Annotated in this window: 19 protein-coding genes and 1 pseudogene; 7 read left to right on the top strand and 13 right to left on the bottom strand. The window is 63.7% G+C overall.

Translation table 11 applies throughout. The annotated features are described in order from the left end of the window. Position 1 precedes the first annotated feature (1 nt). Positions 2-808, bottom strand: a complete 807-nt coding sequence (locus tag CB0205_RS0103535; protein WP_010314400.1) for an ABC transporter ATP-binding protein — start codon at positions 806-808, stop codon at positions 2-4. Between the two features lie 28 nt (positions 809-836). Here CB0205_RS0103535 and yvcK point away from each other — a divergent pair, with 28 nt between their 5' ends. Then, positions 837-2,255 (top strand): gluconeogenesis factor YvcK family protein, encoded by a 1,419-nt coding sequence (gene yvcK / locus CB0205_RS0103530; protein WP_010314398.1) that lies wholly within the window; start codon positions 837-839, stop codon positions 2,253-2,255. 4 nt (positions 2,256-2,259) lie between these two features. Here yvcK and CB0205_RS0103525 read toward each other — a convergent pair whose 3' ends face one another. The 4 genes from CB0205_RS0103525 to CB0205_RS0103510 are packed head-to-tail and all read right to left on the bottom strand — an operon-like array spanning position 2,260 to position 4,954. Then, a complete protein-coding gene (locus CB0205_RS0103525) occupies positions 2,260-3,282 on the bottom strand; it encodes an NAD-dependent epimerase (protein WP_010314396.1) in 1,023 nt (340 codons plus the stop codon). Positions 3,283-3,293: 11 nt separating this feature from the next. Next, complete coding sequence (locus tag CB0205_RS0103520) at positions 3,294-3,830, bottom strand: NAD(P)H-quinone oxidoreductase subunit J (protein ID WP_010314393.1); 537 nt, start codon at positions 3,828-3,830, stop codon at positions 3,294-3,296. 5 nt (positions 3,831-3,835) lie between these two features. Further along, on the bottom strand, positions 3,836-4,585 hold the full coding sequence (locus tag CB0205_RS0103515) for an NADH-quinone oxidoreductase subunit NuoB (RefSeq protein ID WP_010314391.1): 750 nt from the start codon (positions 4,583-4,585) through the stop codon (positions 3,836-3,838). Positions 4,586-4,591: 6 nt separating this feature from the next. Beyond that, on the bottom strand, positions 4,592-4,954 hold the full coding sequence (locus CB0205_RS0103510) for an NAD(P)H-quinone oxidoreductase subunit 3 (RefSeq protein ID WP_010314389.1): 363 nt from the start codon (positions 4,952-4,954) through the stop codon (positions 4,592-4,594). Between the two features lie 122 nt (positions 4,955-5,076). Here CB0205_RS0103510 and CB0205_RS0103505 point away from each other — a divergent pair, with 122 nt between their 5' ends. From CB0205_RS0103505 to CB0205_RS0103480, 6 genes and pseudogenes are all read left to right on the top strand, one after another. After that, on the top strand, positions 5,077-5,460 hold the full coding sequence (locus tag CB0205_RS0103505) for a rubredoxin (protein ID WP_010314387.1): 384 nt from the start codon (positions 5,077-5,079) through the stop codon (positions 5,458-5,460). Between the two features lie 9 nt (positions 5,461-5,469). Beyond that, positions 5,470-6,453 carry a photosynthesis system II assembly factor Ycf48 gene (locus CB0205_RS0103500; protein ID WP_010314385.1) on the top strand — a complete coding sequence of 328 codons (984 nt, stop codon included), beginning with the start codon at positions 5,470-5,472 and terminating at the stop codon, positions 6,451-6,453. Between the two features lie 84 nt (positions 6,454-6,537). Further along, positions 6,538-6,785 (top strand): annotated as a pseudogene (gene psbE / locus CB0205_RS14215) (cytochrome b559 subunit alpha). Between the two features lie 3 nt (positions 6,786-6,788). Continuing rightward, complete coding sequence (gene psbF, locus CB0205_RS0103490; protein WP_010314382.1) at positions 6,789-6,926, top strand: cytochrome b559 subunit beta; 138 nt, start codon at positions 6,789-6,791, stop codon at positions 6,924-6,926. 4 nt (positions 6,927-6,930) lie between these two features. Further along, entirely contained in the window at positions 6,931-7,050 is a 120-nt protein-coding gene (locus CB0205_RS0103485; protein ID WP_010314380.1) for a photosystem II reaction center protein L, read from the top strand. 15 nt (positions 7,051-7,065) lie between these two features. Beyond that, entirely contained in the window at positions 7,066-7,266 is a 201-nt protein-coding gene (locus CB0205_RS0103480; protein WP_010314377.1) for a photosystem II reaction center protein J, read from the top strand. 96 nt (positions 7,267-7,362) lie between these two features. On the opposite strand, the gene CB0205_RS0103475 is transcribed toward CB0205_RS0103480, so the two are convergent. From CB0205_RS0103475 to CB0205_RS0103440, 8 genes are read right to left on the bottom strand one after another with little or no spacing between them, the layout of a single operon-like run. After that, positions 7,363-8,724, bottom strand: a complete 1,362-nt coding sequence (locus CB0205_RS0103475; RefSeq protein ID WP_232197231.1) for a nucleotide sugar dehydrogenase — start codon at positions 8,722-8,724, stop codon at positions 7,363-7,365. Positions 8,725-8,774: 50 nt separating this feature from the next. Beyond that, entirely contained in the window at positions 8,775-9,716 is a 942-nt protein-coding gene (locus CB0205_RS0103470) for a UDP-glucuronic acid decarboxylase family protein (RefSeq protein ID WP_010314372.1), read from the bottom strand. Beyond that, entirely contained in the window at positions 9,716-10,714 is a 999-nt protein-coding gene (locus CB0205_RS0103465; RefSeq protein ID WP_010314370.1) for a GDP-L-fucose synthase, read from the bottom strand. Before CB0205_RS0103465 ends, CB0205_RS0103470 begins: the two co-directional genes overlap by 1 nt. Further along, positions 10,711-11,865: a GDP-mannose 4,6-dehydratase gene (gmd, locus tag CB0205_RS0103460; protein WP_010314368.1), complete on the bottom strand. Its 1,155-nt coding sequence runs from the start codon at positions 11,863-11,865 to the stop codon at positions 10,711-10,713. Before gmd ends, CB0205_RS0103465 begins: the two co-directional genes overlap by 4 nt. Next, the gene (locus CB0205_RS0103455; RefSeq protein ID WP_010314366.1) at positions 11,862-13,040 is read right to left on the bottom strand and encodes a hypothetical protein; all 1,179 of its coding nucleotides are present in this window, start codon (positions 13,038-13,040) and stop codon (positions 11,862-11,864) included. Before CB0205_RS0103455 ends, gmd begins: the two co-directional genes overlap by 4 nt. Beyond that, the gene (locus CB0205_RS0103450) at positions 13,040-14,137 is read right to left on the bottom strand and encodes a glycosyltransferase 61 family protein (RefSeq protein ID WP_010314364.1); all 1,098 of its coding nucleotides are present in this window, start codon (positions 14,135-14,137) and stop codon (positions 13,040-13,042) included. Before CB0205_RS0103450 ends, CB0205_RS0103455 begins: the two co-directional genes overlap by 1 nt. Continuing rightward, the gene (locus CB0205_RS14210) at positions 14,134-15,051 is read right to left on the bottom strand and encodes a hypothetical protein (protein ID WP_010314362.1); all 918 of its coding nucleotides are present in this window, start codon (positions 15,049-15,051) and stop codon (positions 14,134-14,136) included. Before CB0205_RS14210 ends, CB0205_RS0103450 begins: the two co-directional genes overlap by 4 nt. Continuing rightward, positions 15,048-16,292, bottom strand: a complete 1,245-nt coding sequence (locus CB0205_RS0103440; RefSeq protein WP_010314360.1) for a glycosyltransferase — start codon at positions 16,290-16,292, stop codon at positions 15,048-15,050. Before CB0205_RS0103440 ends, CB0205_RS14210 begins: the two co-directional genes overlap by 4 nt. Position 16,293 lies beyond the last annotated feature (1 nt).

Below are 16,293 nucleotides of genomic sequence, written 5' to 3'. Positions count from 1 at the left end.
TTTAGAGCTCCGCGGGTTGCATCGGCCCGCTGAGACTAGCCGTGCGGAACTGAAGCACATAGGGATTGGTTGTGGTCCGAAAGTCCTCCACAGTTCCTTGCCAGCGGAAGAGGCCGTCGTACAGCAACACCACCCGATCGGCGGTGCGCTCAATCGTGCTCATCACGTGGCTCACCACCACAGAACTCCCACCCGCGATTTGAGTCGTGTGAACGATCAAATCTTCAATCCGCGTGCAGGCCACTGGATCCAGACCTGCCGTCGGCTCATCGAAGAGCAGCAAGGGGACCTTTCCCACGGGCTGACTGGGATCACTGATCACAGCGCGGGCAAAGCTGACCCGCTTCTGCATGCCGCCACTGAGCTCGCCGGGATAGAGGTCCTCCGTACCAGAAAGCCCCACAGCCTCCAGGGCCTCGGCCACCCGCTGGCGGATCTCCCGTTCATTCAAGCGACTGAAACGATCCAGCAAAAAGCCCACGTTCTGGCGCACGGTCAAGGACGCCAGAAGCGCCGGGTTCTGAAAGACCGTGCGGACGTCGGGGGGGTTGCGCTGATCCAGCCGCAGATAGGTCTGCTGCACCCCATGGATCTTCAGGCGACCGCTGCTGGGCAGAAGCAAACCCGAGAGCAGACGCAGGATCGTCGATTTACCGGCACCCGAGGGACCCACCACCGCCAGGCGCTCGCCCGCGTTCAGGGTCAAGTCGACGTCGCTCAGCACGGTGTTACGGCCCCAACGCACGCTGACGTCGTCCATCTGGACCACTGGGGTGGATTGCACCGGATCCTTCACGAATGGGGGCATCTTGGCGGTTTCTCCTTAACCTGGCCCCATGCCGGCTCGAGGACAGCGCAGGGGGAATCGCTCGAGACCTCGCCCGAGCTGGGTCGGCAAGGGAGATCTGCGCCAGAAAGACCTGGTCAGCCGCTCCAAGCGCGCCGCACGCTGGCTGCAGCCCGGGCTAGTGGTCAAGCGCTGGATGCTGACCTCCGGCATTGGCCTGTTCCTGCTGTTCCTGGGGGGAGCCGTTTGGGCCGACCTGCAGCCGATCTACTGGCTGCTGGAGTTCATACGCTGGTCCCTGGCCAACATCACCACGGTCCTCCCCCGCGAGATCACCGGACCACTGGTGCTGGTGGTGGGCGGCGGACTGATCTGGCTCGGGCAAAGCCGCAGCTTTGGGGCGATCCAGCAGGCGCTGGCACCCGATCGCGACACCCTGCTGGTGGATGCCTTGGCTGCCAAGAGCCGCCTGAACCGCGGCCCCTCGATCGTGGCCATCGGCGGCGGGACCGGGCTCTCTACCCTGCTAAGCGGGCTCAAGCGTTACAGCAGCAACCTCACCGCCATCGTCACCGTCGCCGATGACGGCGGCAGCTCGGGGGTCCTGCGCCGCGAACTCGGCGTGCAACCTCCGGGAGACATCCGCAACTGCCTGGCGGCCCTAGCCACAGAGGAACCGCTCCTGACGCGGCTTTTCCAGTACCGCTTCCGCGCGGGCACTGGCCTCGAAGGCCACAGCTTCGGCAACCTCTTCCTCTCTGCCCTGACGGCCATCACCGGCAGCCTGGAGGGGGCCATCACCGCCAGCAGCCGGGTTCTGGCGGTGCAGGGCACGGTGGTTCCGGCCACCAACGCCGACGTCAAACTTTGGGCCGAGCTGGCCGATGGACGGCGCATTGAAGGCGAATCCCAGATCGGCCATGCCACCAGCCCGATCGTGCGGGTGGGCTGCATCCCCGAGCGACCGCCGGCTCTTCCGAAGGCCCTCGAAGCCATCGCCAATGCCGATCTGATCGTGCTCGGTCCAGGGAGCCTCTACACCTCGCTGTTGCCCAATCTTCTGGTGCCCGAGCTCGTACAGGCAATCAGCCGGAGCAAGGCGCCCCGCCTCTACATCTGCAACCTGATGACCCAGCCCGGCGAGACCGATGGGTTGGATGTCGAGGGACACCTGCGGGCAATCGAATCCCAGCTCGCCAGCCTGGGCATTCAGCAGCGTCTGTTCTCTTCGGTCCTGGCCCAAGAGGACCTCGGCGAGTCCAGCCTGGTGGACTACTACCGCCAGCGCGGTGCAGAACCTGTCGAATGCGACAGCCGCAAACTGCGTAGTGAGGGATACGACGTCACCATTGCACCGCTGCAGGGGGCACGTCCGACCTCAACGCTGCGGCATGACCCCCGAAGCGTTGGCCTAGCAGTGATGCGCTTCTACAAGAAACAGCGCAGAGACAAAGAGAAGTCGACCTAAGCAGTCAGCCCAACAAATGAGGATGCAGCTGCACCCAGGCCGCAAAACGCCTCAGACCAACCTCAAGGGGAGTATTCGGCCGGAAGCCAACCCAGGCCTCAAGGGCTGAAGTATCGGCAGCCGTTGCCACCACATCACCCGGCTGCATGGGTTGGAAGTCCTTGATCGCCTCGACGCCGAGGGCCTGCTCCAGCAGTTCAATGAAGCGGAGCAAAGGGGTGGGCTGTGAGTTGCCGATGTTGAACAGCCTGTGCGGCACTGCGGCAGTTGCGGGATTCGGATCCAGCGGATTGAAGTTGGGATCAGCGGTGGCGGGTTGATCAAGACAGCGGATCACCCCTTCGACGATGTCGTCGATGTAGGTGAAGTCCCGCTGCATCTGACCCTGATTGAACACCCTGATGGGCTGCCCCGAAAGGATGGCCTTGGCGAACAGCATCGGTGCCATGTCAGGCCTCCCCCAGGGGCCGTAGACGGTGAAAAAGCGCAGGCCCGTGGCGGGTAGCCCGTAGAGATGGCTGTAGGTATGGGCCATCAGCTCGTTGGCCTTTTTGGTGGCTGCGTAGAGGCTCACCGGGTGATTCACTGCGTGCTGCTCGGAAAACGGCATCTGACGGTTGCCGCCATAGACCGAGCTACTGGAGGCATAGACCAAATGCTCCACGCCCTGGTGACGGCAGCCCTCGAGCACATTCCCAAAGCCATCGAGATTGCTCTGGATGTAGGCCGCCGGGTTCTCGATCGAGTAGCGCACTCCGGCCTGAGCCGCGAGATGCACGACAGCGCGCGGTTGGTGGGCCGCAAACAGATCAGCGATCTCGGCTCCATTTTCGAGATCGAGTTGCTTGAAAAGCCAATCCCCAGCCGCATCCTCGAGGCGCTGCAGTCGCGCAACTTTTAGTTCAGGCGAGTAGTAGGTGTTGATGTTGTCGAGGCCAACAACACGCTCGCCACGCTCCAACAGGCGCAGAGCAACAGCGGCTCCAATGAAGCCGGCCGCACCGGTCACCAAAACCGGACGTTTCACGGGCTGGGAGATCAGTAGGCGTCCTGCATCTCGTAGAAGTCAGGCTGCACGTAGTCCTTGCGCAGCGGGAAACCCTTCCAGTCTTCTGGCATCAGCAGACGCTTGGGTTGGGGGTGGCCCTCAAAGCCGATGCCGAACATGTCAAAGGTCTCGCGTTCGGGCCAGTCGGCACCGCGATAGAGCGGATAGAGGCTGGGGATCGTCAGGTCGCCATCGCGGGAGAGGAAGACTTTCAGCCGCACCTCCTCAGGCGGATGGTGCGTGGAGGTTGCGGATTGCTCCGCCAGGGCACCCAGCTTGAGCAGGTGGTAGAAGCTGACGAGCCGGCCGCCCGGGCCTTCGTCGTAACCGCCCTGCACCTGCAGGTAATCAAAGCCCGAGGCCTTCAGAGCAGCGGCGATCACCGGCAGGAAGGGCGCTTCGATGCCTAAGACCTCTACTCCGAGATGATCAGGCTCAAGCTGCTCATGCTCAAAGCCCTGGCCGGTGAGCCACTGGCTGACGGGACCCGGCTGAGGCGCGGGGACAACGGCGGTGTCTTCAGGCATCGAACTCAGGCTTGCTCAGCGGGAACAGAAGCTTTGGCCGTTGCAGCGACCGGAAGACCAGCGGCAGCTTTCAAGGCCGCCTGCTGGGTTTCGGCGCGCAGGTAGCGGCCATCGACGATGGGCTCCACCTGCTTCATCGCATGCGAAATCGTGAAGTAACGGTGGGTAGGAAGCAGGTTGCCGCGTTCTGACAGGGCCTCATTGCCCACCTTCTTGCGCAGCTTGACCACCGCATCGAAGATCGCCTCGGGCCGGGGAGGGCAGCCGGGGAGATAGAGATCAACGGGGATGAGCTTGTCGACACCGCGCACGGCGGTGGTTGAGTCCGCTGAGAACATGCCGCCGGTGATCGTGCAGGCGCCCATGGCGATGACGTACTTGGGCTCGGGCATCTGCTCATAGAGACGGACCAGCGCAGGTGCCATCTTCATGGTCACAGTGCCGGCCACGATCAGCAGGTCCGCCTGGCGCGGGCTTGAGCGGGGCACCAGGCCGAAACGGTCGAAGTCGAAACGCGAGCCAATCAGGGCGGCGAACTCGATGAAGCAGCAGGCGGTGCCGTAGAGCAGCGGCCAGAGGCTGCTCAAACGCGCCCAGTTGTGCAGATCATCCAGGGTGGTGAGGATGACGTTCTCGGAGAGATCCGAGGTCACGCTGGGGGCGCCGACCGGGTTGCAGCTGGATTCGCGCTGATCGCGGAGGGCGCTCAGGGAGAGGGCTTCAGCAATGCCAGAGGTGGCAGAGGAGGGGGTCATCTCAGATCAGCTCCACTCGAGGGCGCCCTTGCGCCAGGCGTAGGCCAGGGCCACCACCAGGATGGCGATAAAGACCAGGGCTTCGATAAACGCCAACAGCCCAAGGCGGTGGAAGGCCACGGCCCAGGGATAGAGGAAGACGGTCTCCACGTCGAAGATCACGAAGACCAGGGCAAACATGTAGTAGCGGATGTTGAACTGAATCCACGCCCCGCCGATGGGCTCCATGCCCGATTCGTAGGTGAGATCCCGTTCACCAACCCGCGACTTCGGCGAGACGATCTTGTTGGTGACGAGGGCCAGCACGGGCACAGCTGCTGCGATCAGCAGGAACCCAAGGAAGGCGTCGTAACCGGAGAGAACGAACACAGGGCGAAAGCGGCCCAACCTGCGGGGCAGTCTGGCATCCGCCTCTGGGCACTGCCTGACACGCTGCAATCCCAGATGGGATTGGGGGCTACTTACAGTTCGAGACTGTCTGTGGGCACCCCATGAGCGAGGAGACCCTTCCTGACGAGGTCCAAGAGCTGCCCGAGGCGACTGAGGCACCGGTCGATGATCCCGATACACACCGCTTCGAGTGCCGAAGCTGCGGCTTCGTCTATGACCCGGGCGAGGGTGTGAAAAAGCTGGCGATCGAGCCCGGCACCCCCTTCAGCGCCCTGGATCCGGTGAGCTTCCGCTGCCCGGTCTGCCGCAGCAAGACCCTGGCCTTCAAGGACATCGGCCCCCGCAACAAGCCCAGCGGCTTCGAGGAAAATCTCGGCTACGGGCTTGGAGTGAACACGCTCACGCCCGGGCAGAAAAACGTGCTGATCTTCGGCGGCTTTGCCCTGGCCATTGCCTTCTTCCTTTCTCTCTATTCCCTGCGCTGAGATCGATCGATGAAACGCCTGCTCTCTTCTCTCTGCGCGTTGCTCGCCGCTGTGGTGCTGACGGGCTGCGTCAGCACCAGCCTGCCCACGGCCCAGAGCAGCCCGTGGCAGCCCGTGGACATCCACACCAAATCCAACCCCCTGGATCTGGCCTTCACAGACAGCAGCCACGGCTTCCTGGTGGGCAGCAACCGGCTGATCCTGGAGACCAATGACGCCGGTGCCTCCTGGACCGAGATGGCCCTGGATTTGCCCGAAGAGGAAAACTTCCGCTTGATCAGCGTCGATTTCTCAGGCGACGAGGGCTGGATCGTCGGTCAACCCGGCCTACTTCTCCACAGCGAAGACGCTGGTCAGAACTGGAGCCGCCTCTTCCTCGACACCAAGCTTCCCGGTGAGCCCTACATGGTGACGGCCCTGGGCAAGCGCAGCGCTGAATTGGCAACCAACGTGGGCGCCGTCTACCGCACCAACGACGCGGGCGGCTCCTGGCAGGCCCAAGTCGAAGACGCCGTCGGCGCTGTGCGCGACCTACGCCGCAGCCCGGAGGGCAACTACATCAGCGTCAGCAGCCTGGGCAACTTCTTTGCCACCTGGTCTCCAGGGGAGCCCCGCTGGACCCCGCACCAGCGAGAAAGCAGCCAGCGCCTGCAATCCATGGGCTTCCAACCCAATGGCAACCTCTGGATGCTGGCCCGCGGCGCCCAACTGCGCTTCAACGAGGACGCATCGACTCCTGAGGAGTGGAGCAAGCCGGTGGTGCCAATCACCAATGGCTACGGCTACCTGGACATGGCCTGGGATCCAAGCGGCACGATCTGGGCTGGCGGTGGCAGCGGCACCTTGCTTGTGAGCAGCGACAACGGCCAGAGCTGGCAGAAGGATCCGGTGGGCGAAAAGCAACCGACGAACTTCAGCCACATCGCCTTTTTCAGTGATGGCAAGGGTTTTGTGCTTGGTGAGCGGGGATCCCTGCTGCGCTGGGTGGGCTAACAACGCTCTGTAACCAAGCGGGCCGCCCGGCATCGGCGGCCCAAGCCTTCCCCTTAAGATCCACAGACTGAACGCTCGCTGCTCATGGCTGCCGGCTCAACGGGTGAACGCCCGTTCTTTGAAATCATCACGAGCATCCGGTACTGGGTGATCCATGCCGTGACCCTGCCTTCGATCTTCCTGGCTGGGTTCCTGTTCGTGAACACCGGACTGGCCTACGACGCCTTCGGCACCCCCGCCCGGACGCTTACTTCCAGGCTCAGGACGCCAAGGCTCCTGTGGTGAGCCAGCGCTATGACGCCAAGTCTTCGCTCGACCAGCGCCTGAAATAAGCCATGACCCAAGTTCCAGCTAGCACCACCCCTCGCAACTACCCGATCTTCACGGTCCGGTGGCTTGCAGTCCACGCCCTTGGCATCCCCACGGTCTTTTTCCTGGGCGCCCTGGCTGCCATGCAGTTCGTTCGCCGCTGACACCATGCAACGCTCCCCCAACCCGAACAACCTGCCGGTTGAACTGAACCGCACAAGCCTGTACCTGGGCCTGCTGTTCGTCTTCACCTGCGGGATTCTGTTCTCCAGCTACTTCTTCAACTGATCAGGAGGATCTGAGATGAGCGGCAAGAAATCCGGTCTTCCTGACGGAAGAATTCCCGACCGTCTTCCAGACGGTCGCCCTGCAGTGGCCTGGAAATCCCGTTGGACTGAAGGTGTGCTTCCCCTCTGGCTTGTCGCGACCGCTGGCGGAATGGCCGTGATCTTTGTGGTGGGCCTCTTCTTCTACGGCTCCTACACCGGTGTGGGTTCCGCCTGATTCGTCTGAATCTCTACGGAAACTAGTCATTCATTTAGAGCCCCTACTCACAATGAGTTGGGGTTCTTATTTAAGGGGGATTTCGATTAATCAAGTTCAGCCGCAACCAACCCGCCAAACCTGCAGTCCAGCTGCCTGTGCAGCCGACAGGTCCGCAATCGAGCGTGCATCAAACAACCAAGCCGGCTTGCGCATCTGCCCAGCCAGTTCCTGCCAGTTGAGCTCCGCGAAACTCGCCCACTCCGTCAGGATCAGGACGGCGTCGGCCTGAGCCACGGCCTCGGTAGGCGTGGTCACGCGATGCCACACGCCGTCGCCACTGAGGGGACTGCCCATTGGAGAGATGAGGGGGTGGCAACCCAGGTCAGAGGTGATCTGGCTTTCGGGCACCTTGGGGTCGTAGATGGCCAGCTGAGCTCCCTCTTCCAACAGGTCTTGGCAAATGCGAATCGCGGGCGCTTCGCGTGTGTCATTGGTGTCGGCCTTGAAGGCAAACCCGAGCACGGCGATGCGCTTACCGGTCACGGTGCCGAACAACTTCTGCACGACCAGCTGGGCGATGCGTTGCTGCTGCCAAATGTTGAGCTCCACCACGCTCTGCCAGTAGGCCGCCACGTCGTGGAGGCCGTAGTGCCCGCAGAGATACACCAGGTTGAGGATGTCCTTCTGGAAGCAGCTGCCACCAAAGCCAGGGCCAGCCTTGAGAAACTTAGCGCCGATACGGCTATCGGCACCAATGGCATGGGCAACCTCATTGACGTCCGCGCCCGTGGCCTCACAGAGCGCCGCAATGGAGTTGATCGAACTGATGCGCTGCGCCAGGAACGCGTTGGCGGTCAGTTTCGAGAGCTCAGAGCTCCAGAGGTTGGTGCGCAGGATGCGCTCCTGGGGAACCCAGTGGCCATAGACGCTCGCCAGGGCGTCGATCGAGGCGGCGTCTTCCCCGCCTATCAAGACGCGATCCGGGGCTTCCAGATCGGGGATTGCCGTGCCCTCGGCCAAGAACTCAGGGTTGGAGAGCACCGAAAAGGTCTTGGGTGCACCTGCGCCGGCGACCTCCCCTTGGGCCGCATTCAGGATGGCCTTGACCGTTTCAGCGGTGCGCACCGGCAGGGTGCTCTTCTCCACCACGATCGTGTGACCCTGGGCGCAGGCCGCCACTTGCCGGGCGGAGGCTTCAATCCAGCGCAGATCACTGGCTTGTCCGGCGCCGACGCCCTTGGTTTTGGTGGGGGTGTTGACCGACAGGAAGACCATGTCGGCAGCCGCAATCGCCGCGTCGACAGCCGTTGTGAAATGGAGGTTCCGTCCACGGCAGCGACCGACAACGGCATCGAGCCCCGGCTCGTAGACGGGCAGCTTGGAGAGGTCCGGGTCGTTCCAGGCATCGATACGGGCCTGGTTCAGGTCGACCACCGTGACCTGGATCTCGGGACAGCGATCCGCGATCACCGCCATGGTCGGGCCACCCACGTAGCCAGCGCCAATGCAGCAGATGGTGCGGATGCTCACGCCAATGCCTCCTTGAAGTAGGCAATGGTTGCATCAAGTCCCCGGTCAAGAGCAATTGTGGGCTGCCACCCCAACTCCTGCTGCGCCAAGTTGATCACCGGTTGGCGCTGGAGCGGATCATCCTGAGGCAGGGGCTTACAGATCAGCTCCAGGGACGGGTTGATCTTGGCGCGGACCAATTCAGCCAGCTGACGGATGGTGAACTCGCCTGGGTTGCCGATGTTGATGGGTCCGGGGTGCGCTCCATTCATCAGACGGATGATGCCCTCGACTAAATCGTCGACAAAGCAGAAGGAACGGGTCTGGGAGCCATCGCCATACAGCGTGAGCGGATCACCACGCAACGCCTGAACGATGAAATTGCTGACCACCCGGCCGTCGTCGGGCAACATGCGCGGCCCGTAGGTATTGAAGATGCGCACCACGCGAATCTCCACCCCATGCATGCGCTGGTAGTCGAAGCAGAGGGTTTCGGCGATGCGCTTGCCCTCGTCGTAGCAACTGCGGATGCCGATGGTATTCACGCAACCCCGGTAGCTCTCCGGTTGGGGATGCACCTCCGGATCGCCGTACACCTCTGACGTGCTGGCCAGCAGGAGGCGAGCACCGACACGGCGGGCCAGACCGAGCATGTTGTAAGTGCCCAGGAAACTGGTCTTGGCCGTTTTGATCGGGTTGTGCTGATAGTGCACCGGCGAGGCGGGGCAGGCCAGATGCCAGATCCGGTCCACCTCCAAGCGAATCGGGTCAGTGACGTCATGGCGAATCAGCTCAAAACGAGGATGCCCCAGCCACGGCTCGATGTTCTGCTTGCGGCCCGTGAAGTAGTTATCGAGGCAGATCACCTCTTCTCCGGCCTGCATCAAGCGGTCCACCAGGTGGGAGCCGACAAAACCGGCTCCTCCGGTCACCAGATTGCGCCTGATGGAAGCGGGCATTAGAGACGGACCAGATTGTCCTGAAGCTGCTGGCGGAACAAGGCCACTGTGCTTCTGAGCCCTTCAGACAAGGAAATCCGCGCCCGCCAGCCCAGCTGATCCAGCCGGCTCACATCCAGCTGTTTTTTGGGTGTGCCATCGGGTTTAGAGCGGTCCCATACAATCTCTCCTTGAAAACCCGTCGCCTGCGCCACGGCTTCGGCCAAGTCACGGATCGTGAGGTCAACGCCGGTGCCGACATTCAGAAACGGCAAGGGCCCCCCAGTGTCATCCATCGGGGCCTCAGGGGCCGCAGGGTCCCAGTGCTCGAGGGCAAAGACACAAGCTTCACCCAGATCATCCACATGCAGAAACTCCCGCAAGGGAGCACCACTGCCCCAACAGGTCACACTGGCGTCGCCCCGCTCGGCGGCCTCGTGGAAGCGGCGAATCAGGGCAGGCAACACATGGCTGTTGGTGGGGTGATAGTTGTCGCCGGGCCCATAGAGATTGGTGGGCATCAGGCTGATGGCATCAAAACCGTGCTGCTTGCGCAGGGCTTGACCTAACTTGATTCCGGTGATCTTGGCGATGGCGTACCACTCGTTGGTCGGCTCAAGAGCGCCGGTGAGCAGCGCTTCCTCGCGAATCGGCTGGTCCGCAAACTTCGGGTAGATACAACTGCTGCCGAGAAAGAGCAGACGTCGCACCCCCGAGCGCCAGGCACCCTCAATCACGTTGTTCTGGATCTTGAGATTGGCGAGCAAAAAGTCCGCCGGATAGCTGTTATTGGCCTGGATGCCCCCCACCTTCGCGGCGGCCAGGACCACCACCGTGGGGCGCTGCGCGCTGAACCAGGCCGCAACAGCGGCCGGGTCCTCAAGATCAAGAGCGGCGCGATCGGCCGTCAACACGTTGCCGTAGCCCGCCCTCTGCAAAGCCCTGCAGATGGCGCTGCCCGCCATGCCGCGGTGCCCGGCCACAAAGATGAGATCGTCCGGCGCGATCAGCGCACTCATGGCTTGATCGCAGCTGGATTGGTGGGTGGATTTTCCATCGAACCAACAACTTGATAGCCCTTACGACGCAGTAGCGCTTCCTTGGCCGCCTCTTCCTTGTCGGCTGCGACCATCTCGGCCACCAACTCTTCCAAAGTTGTGGTCGGCGTCCAGCCCAGCTTCTCTTTGGCCTTGGCGGGATCGCCCAGAAGCGTCTCCACCTCCGCAGGACGGAAGTAGCGGGGGTCGATGCGGACAACCACGGCACCGGTATCGGCGCGTCGGCCGACCTCAGCGATGCCGCTGCCTTCCCACTGCATGGCACCCCAGCCCAGTTGCTGGGCGGTGAGCTCAATGAAGCGGCGCACGCTCTCCTGGCGGCCCGTGGCGATCACGAAGTCTTCGGGAGTCTGCTGCTGAAGCATCCTCCACTGCATCTCGACGTAATCACGGGCGTGCCCCCAATCCCGCAAGGAATCAAGATTGCCCATGTAGAGGCACTGATCCAGGCCCGCATCAATGCGCGCCAGACCACGGGTGATCTTGCGGGTCACGAACGTCTCACCACGCCGCGGCGACTCGTGGTTAAACAGCACGCCATTGCAGGCGTACATGCCATAGGCCTCGCGGTAATTCACCGTGATCCAGTAGCCATACAACTTGGCCACTGCGTAAGGACTGCGGGGATAGAACGGCGTGGTCTCCTTTTGGGGGATTTCCTGAACCAAGCCGTAGAGCTCACTGGTACTGGCCTGGTAGATGCGGGTCTTCTGGGTGAGGCCGAGCATCCGCACCGCCTCCACGATGCGCAGGGTGCCGAGGGCATCGCTGTTGGCGGTGTATTCCGGCGCCTCAAAGCTCACTGCCACATGGCTCTGTGCACCCAAGTTGTAGATCTCATCGGGCTGCACCTGCTCAATGATCCGAATCAGGTTGGTGCTGTCCGTCAGGTCCCCGTAGTGCAACACCAGACGCGGGTCGGCCTCATGGGGGTCCTGATAGAGGTGGTCGATGCGGCTGGTGTTGAAACTGCTGGCGCGGCGCTTAATCCCGTGCACCACATAACCCTTCTCCAGCAGCAGGTCCGCCAGATAGCTGCCGTCTTGGCCGGTGATCCCAGTGATCAGCGCAACCCGCCCGCGGCAATCAACGGCTTCTGGACAGAAAGTCATGGCTCATCACCTTTCAACGACGGCTCTCCCGCGAGAGTGCCAATAACCAGGAAGCCTACGTAGAAGAGCAAGCCATCCCCATAGAGCAGAGGCTGGAACAACCACTGCACACTCAGGCAAACCAGGAAGCCGGCCGCAATACAGCCATCGAGCTGCAGCTTCTCCTGCCTGAGCACAAGCCCCAGACACGCGAGCGCGCGCAGCAGCAACGGAACAAGTGCGAGCAGCAACAGCAACAGCGGCAGCCAACCCACCCGGACATAGAGATCCAGAAAGACGTTGTGCATCAACTCCCCCTGGCTGGCATCGAAAACCAACGCAGTGCCTTGGAAGTGCAACCGGTTGCCGCCCCAGGGGAACTGACGCACGACAGGGACAAAACCCGCAAAGCGATCGAAACGTTCGTCATAGAGGCGTAGCCCAAGCCGGGGGAAACGCCACACCGCCAGGGCTAAAGCCGTCATTCCGGCGAGACATCCCAAGCTCAGGACCTGCTGGCGCCGCCGGGATCGCATCCAGCCCACGGCGACGGGCAGAACTCCGAGGGCGAGCACCAACCAACCCAACCGCCCGCTGAAGCAGACCATGGCGGCCCACCCGAGCACCCCAGCAGCGCTGAGCAGCCAAGCCAACGCAAATCGGCGCAGCATCCAGAGCCCGGGTAACAACCAGGCGCAGGCCAAGACCGCGTTCTGCTCCACCGAGCGCACATTGACGAGAGGATCTGAACCCCAAGGTGCAGCGATGGTGCTGTCTCGCCGGAGCAGCCACAAATCGAGCCAAGCCCCATCGGGGCAGAAGACCCGCGCGTGAAGCAACACGATCCAGACGTAGGCCAGGGCACCAAGGCCGTAGGCCAGCCAGAGCCAGCTCCTCTGCCGCCAGGAGAGCACCGCCGCGGCGCGGGCACCAATCCAGACGCAGCCAGCTGGCAGCAGAACCATCGAGACCAGATCCAACAGATCCCGCCCCCCCAGCTGCCAGAGCCCGTAGTGCACGGAGATGGCGCTGTAGCTGATGGAGAACAGCAGCAGAGCGCCGAGGCACCAGCGCAGTTGGGGCGCCAAGGGAGGGGCCTTACGGGTGCGCCAAGCCAGTAGGGCCAAGGCCGCGTAGAGGAGCGTGAAGGACTTGGGCAGATGCAGGCCGATCAGGCCAAAGAGAAGGGCTTCCATCAGCTCAGGGCCTGCTCCAGGGCCTGCAGATCAACCCGCAGCTGGCGTTGATAAGGATGCAGCAGCCGATCGAGTCGGGCGGACTCCACCGCCGGTGGGCAAGGGAACGGCCGCTGTAATCCCCGTTGGAACCCGTTGTAGAGGCCACCCCCCAGCACCGCCTGAGCCGGGTCATAGCCAGCGGCGCAGCGGGGATCCAGCTCCAGCAGGTGATAAGGCTCGCTGCGGCAGACCAAGGGGTTCAACGCCATCGAACCGTGCTCACACCAAAGCTCGCCGGCCTGGCGCAGGCGCCGCAGCAAGGCCAGGGGCGCCATCTCCAGGGGATTGAGCACCGTGACGTGATGGCGCTCAAAGCAACGGAGCACCTCCGGCAGGTTGACGATGCGCTCGTCCCGCAGCGAACAAAGAAACAATCGCTCCCCCCGGATGGAACTCTCACCAACGGCGACAGCCGGGGCCAACAGGTCCCTGGCCAGGCTGAGGTTCTGCCAGGGACTCAGGCGCGGCAACAGCAACGCATCGGTGAGTTGCCAGTTCACCTCTAAAAGCTGCTCAGGAGTGAACAACTCCACGCTCCCCGGTGGACAGAGCTGCTCCAGCAAGGCCGCCCACTCAGGGGAGGGTGCTGTGACGAGCAGGCGGCGGCCGCCGGCGGTGACGCGCGGCTCACGGGCAAACCAGAGGATCGCCCCAAGGCAATCCCCTACCCAATGGCCGAAATGGCTCGTGCTGTGGGGGAAGACCGCGTAGGGCCCCTCTAAAGGGCGCTTCGTTTTGCCCAGCTGCTTGCGGATCGTGTGGAACTGGATCGTGCGGGGCGCCGCGGCCTGAGCTCGGCTACTGCCGCCGCGCAGGGTCCAGGTCTCGATGCTCGGGTAGTGGGGAACCGCAGAGCTGCGGTAGGGATGGCTGACCAAGAGCGCCGGGGCGGGTGCCGCCAGGGTCAAGCGATCGAGATCCAGCACGGTCTGCCCAACCCGGGCCGCAGGTAACGGCGCAAACCCCACGGGCGAGAGGGGATGGTGGTAACCCAGCAAGCGTGTATCCGCCGCCTTCAGCCAGAGCCAGCGGGCCCAGTCGCCAAGCCGCTTCACCAGTAACACCTCCCGTCCACCTGATCGGCACCAGCAGGGGTTTCCGCCAAGGAGGGGCGAGCCCAGCTGGAGTTCATCAGCTGCTGAAAACGCGGGCTGGCCTCCCAGCGGCGACCACGGATGCCAAACAGCAGTTGCAGGGCTCCGCCGACATGAACAGCCACGCGGCCGGAGTCAGCGATGGCGGCGGCCAGGGGCAGGCCATAGCCCCCGCAACCCAGCAAGGCCACATCAAAGGTCAGCGCTGCCACCTGCCGTTGCAGCTGATCGAGCGCTGCACTCCAGCTGGCGTAGCCCTGGGTGGCTCCAGCCAGGGTCTGAGGGGGCACAAGGGTGATCAACTCAAACTCCGGCAGCACCGCCGGATCAGCGAACAGCTGATCGCGCCGGTGCCATTGCTGCTGAATCGTGCGCGCAAAGGGATGCACCACCAGCACCCGCTTACCTGCCAAGGCCGCACTCCAGGGCTGTGCCCACCACCAGGGCTCCAGGGCCGCCAGGCTGCAGCGCTGGGGCAGCGGCTCCAGGCCAGCCACCAACGCCGCTTGGTGGGGGCTGTCCCAGAGGGCCAACAAATCCACCCGCTCTAGGGCGCTCTGCAACCGCAGGGCCGCCGCGCGCAAGGCTCCAGGCTCCACCGGAAAAATCCCGGCGTTGCGGTGGGCTTCCCGCAGGCTGACACGGCTGAAGGGCGCTGCTCCAGGGCTCTGGGCTTCGGCCAACAAACGCGCTTCCACCGAACCCAGCCGGCCCACCAACACAGGCCGCTGCTCACGGATGGCCTCGGCGATCCAAAGACCCGCCTGCTCCTCACTGAGCTGCCCTGCAAACACCTGCGGATAGCGCCAACACTCAAGTCGGTGGGCGACACGGCGACCCCGCTGCTTGATGCTGTGGCGCCACTGCCAACTCATCGCTGCAGGACCTCGGCGTAGAGATCCCGGTGAGCCCGCGCCACCGCCTCGGGCCGCCAGGCCTGGCAGATCTCCAGGGGCAGCGACCCCTCGGGCTGCGCCAAGGCCCACTGCAGGCCCAGGGCCAGATCGCGGGCGTCTTCAGGCGCCGCCAGCCAGCCATTGCGGCGGTGCTGCACCAGATCTGGCAGCCCCCCCTGATGGAAGGCCACGACGGGGGTGCCGCAGGCCAGCGGTTCACTAGCGGACTGGGGCAGGTTGTCGAGGCGTGACGGCACCACCACCAGATCTGCGGCCGCGTAGGCCAGGGCCAGGCTCAGGTCATCGTCCAAGCGACCGGCGTAGTGCACCGGCAAGGGCAGGGCCCTAGGCACGGCAGGCGTGCTCTGGCCCAGCACGACAGCGCAGCAGTGCTTGCTCAGCCCTGGATCCAGCTGCTTGAACTGCTCGAGAGCCTCCACGAGCAAATCAAAGCCCTTGCGCGGATCAGCCACACCATCCATGGCGCCAAAGAGCACCAGGCGCTTGTGCTGGGGCCAACCCAGCCAACGCCGCACCTGGGCACGGGGATAGGGGCGGAAAACCTCCGGCAAGGCGTTGGGGATCACCCGGCAGGGCACACCCGCCAGCAGTGCTGAGGCAGCCGCCTGCTGCGCCATCCAGTGACTGGGGGCAATCAGCTGGAGCTGCGGCAACAGGGACCGCCAGGCCCGGCGTTTGCGCTGCCAGGTCCAGCGATCGAGATCCAGGCCGCGGTGATCCCTGGGCCTGGTCGCCGCGCCGTACCCCTGGGCAAAGCGCTGATCCCCCAGGCCATGGGGATAGTGCTCGGCCCCGCAAAAAGGCCAACAGTCATGGAGCGTCCAAAGCACCGGTCCCCGCAGCCGACCGATGGCCTCAACCGAGAGGAATTCATCCTGCAGCCAATGGAGATGCAGCAGCTCCTGGGGCCGGCGGTTGAGTTCCAGGTCCAACCGCGATGGCAGGGCAGCCACCGAATGGGTGATCGGATTGGCGGAACGCTGGGGCTTTCTCAACCACCAGCTCGCAGTGCTGCGCAAGAGCGCCAGGGCCTGACGGGGCTTAGATCGGGGCGCATCCACCCAACTGTCGCCGCGGCTAGCGCGGGCCACGCGCATGCGGCTCTCGATGCCCGAGGCCCGCAGGGCCTGGTGCAGGCGATAGCTGGCGCGGGCTGCCCCCTGGCCGCCGTCGTAGGTGGAAAGGTGCAACACGCGCATC

Source organism: Synechococcus sp. CB0205 (assembly GCF_000179255.1).
GTDB lineage: Bacteria > Cyanobacteriota > Cyanobacteriia > PCC-6307 > Cyanobiaceae > Vulcanococcus.
The sequence above is the reverse complement of the archived record's forward strand: the minus strand, read 5'-3'. Positions and strand labels throughout refer to the sequence as shown.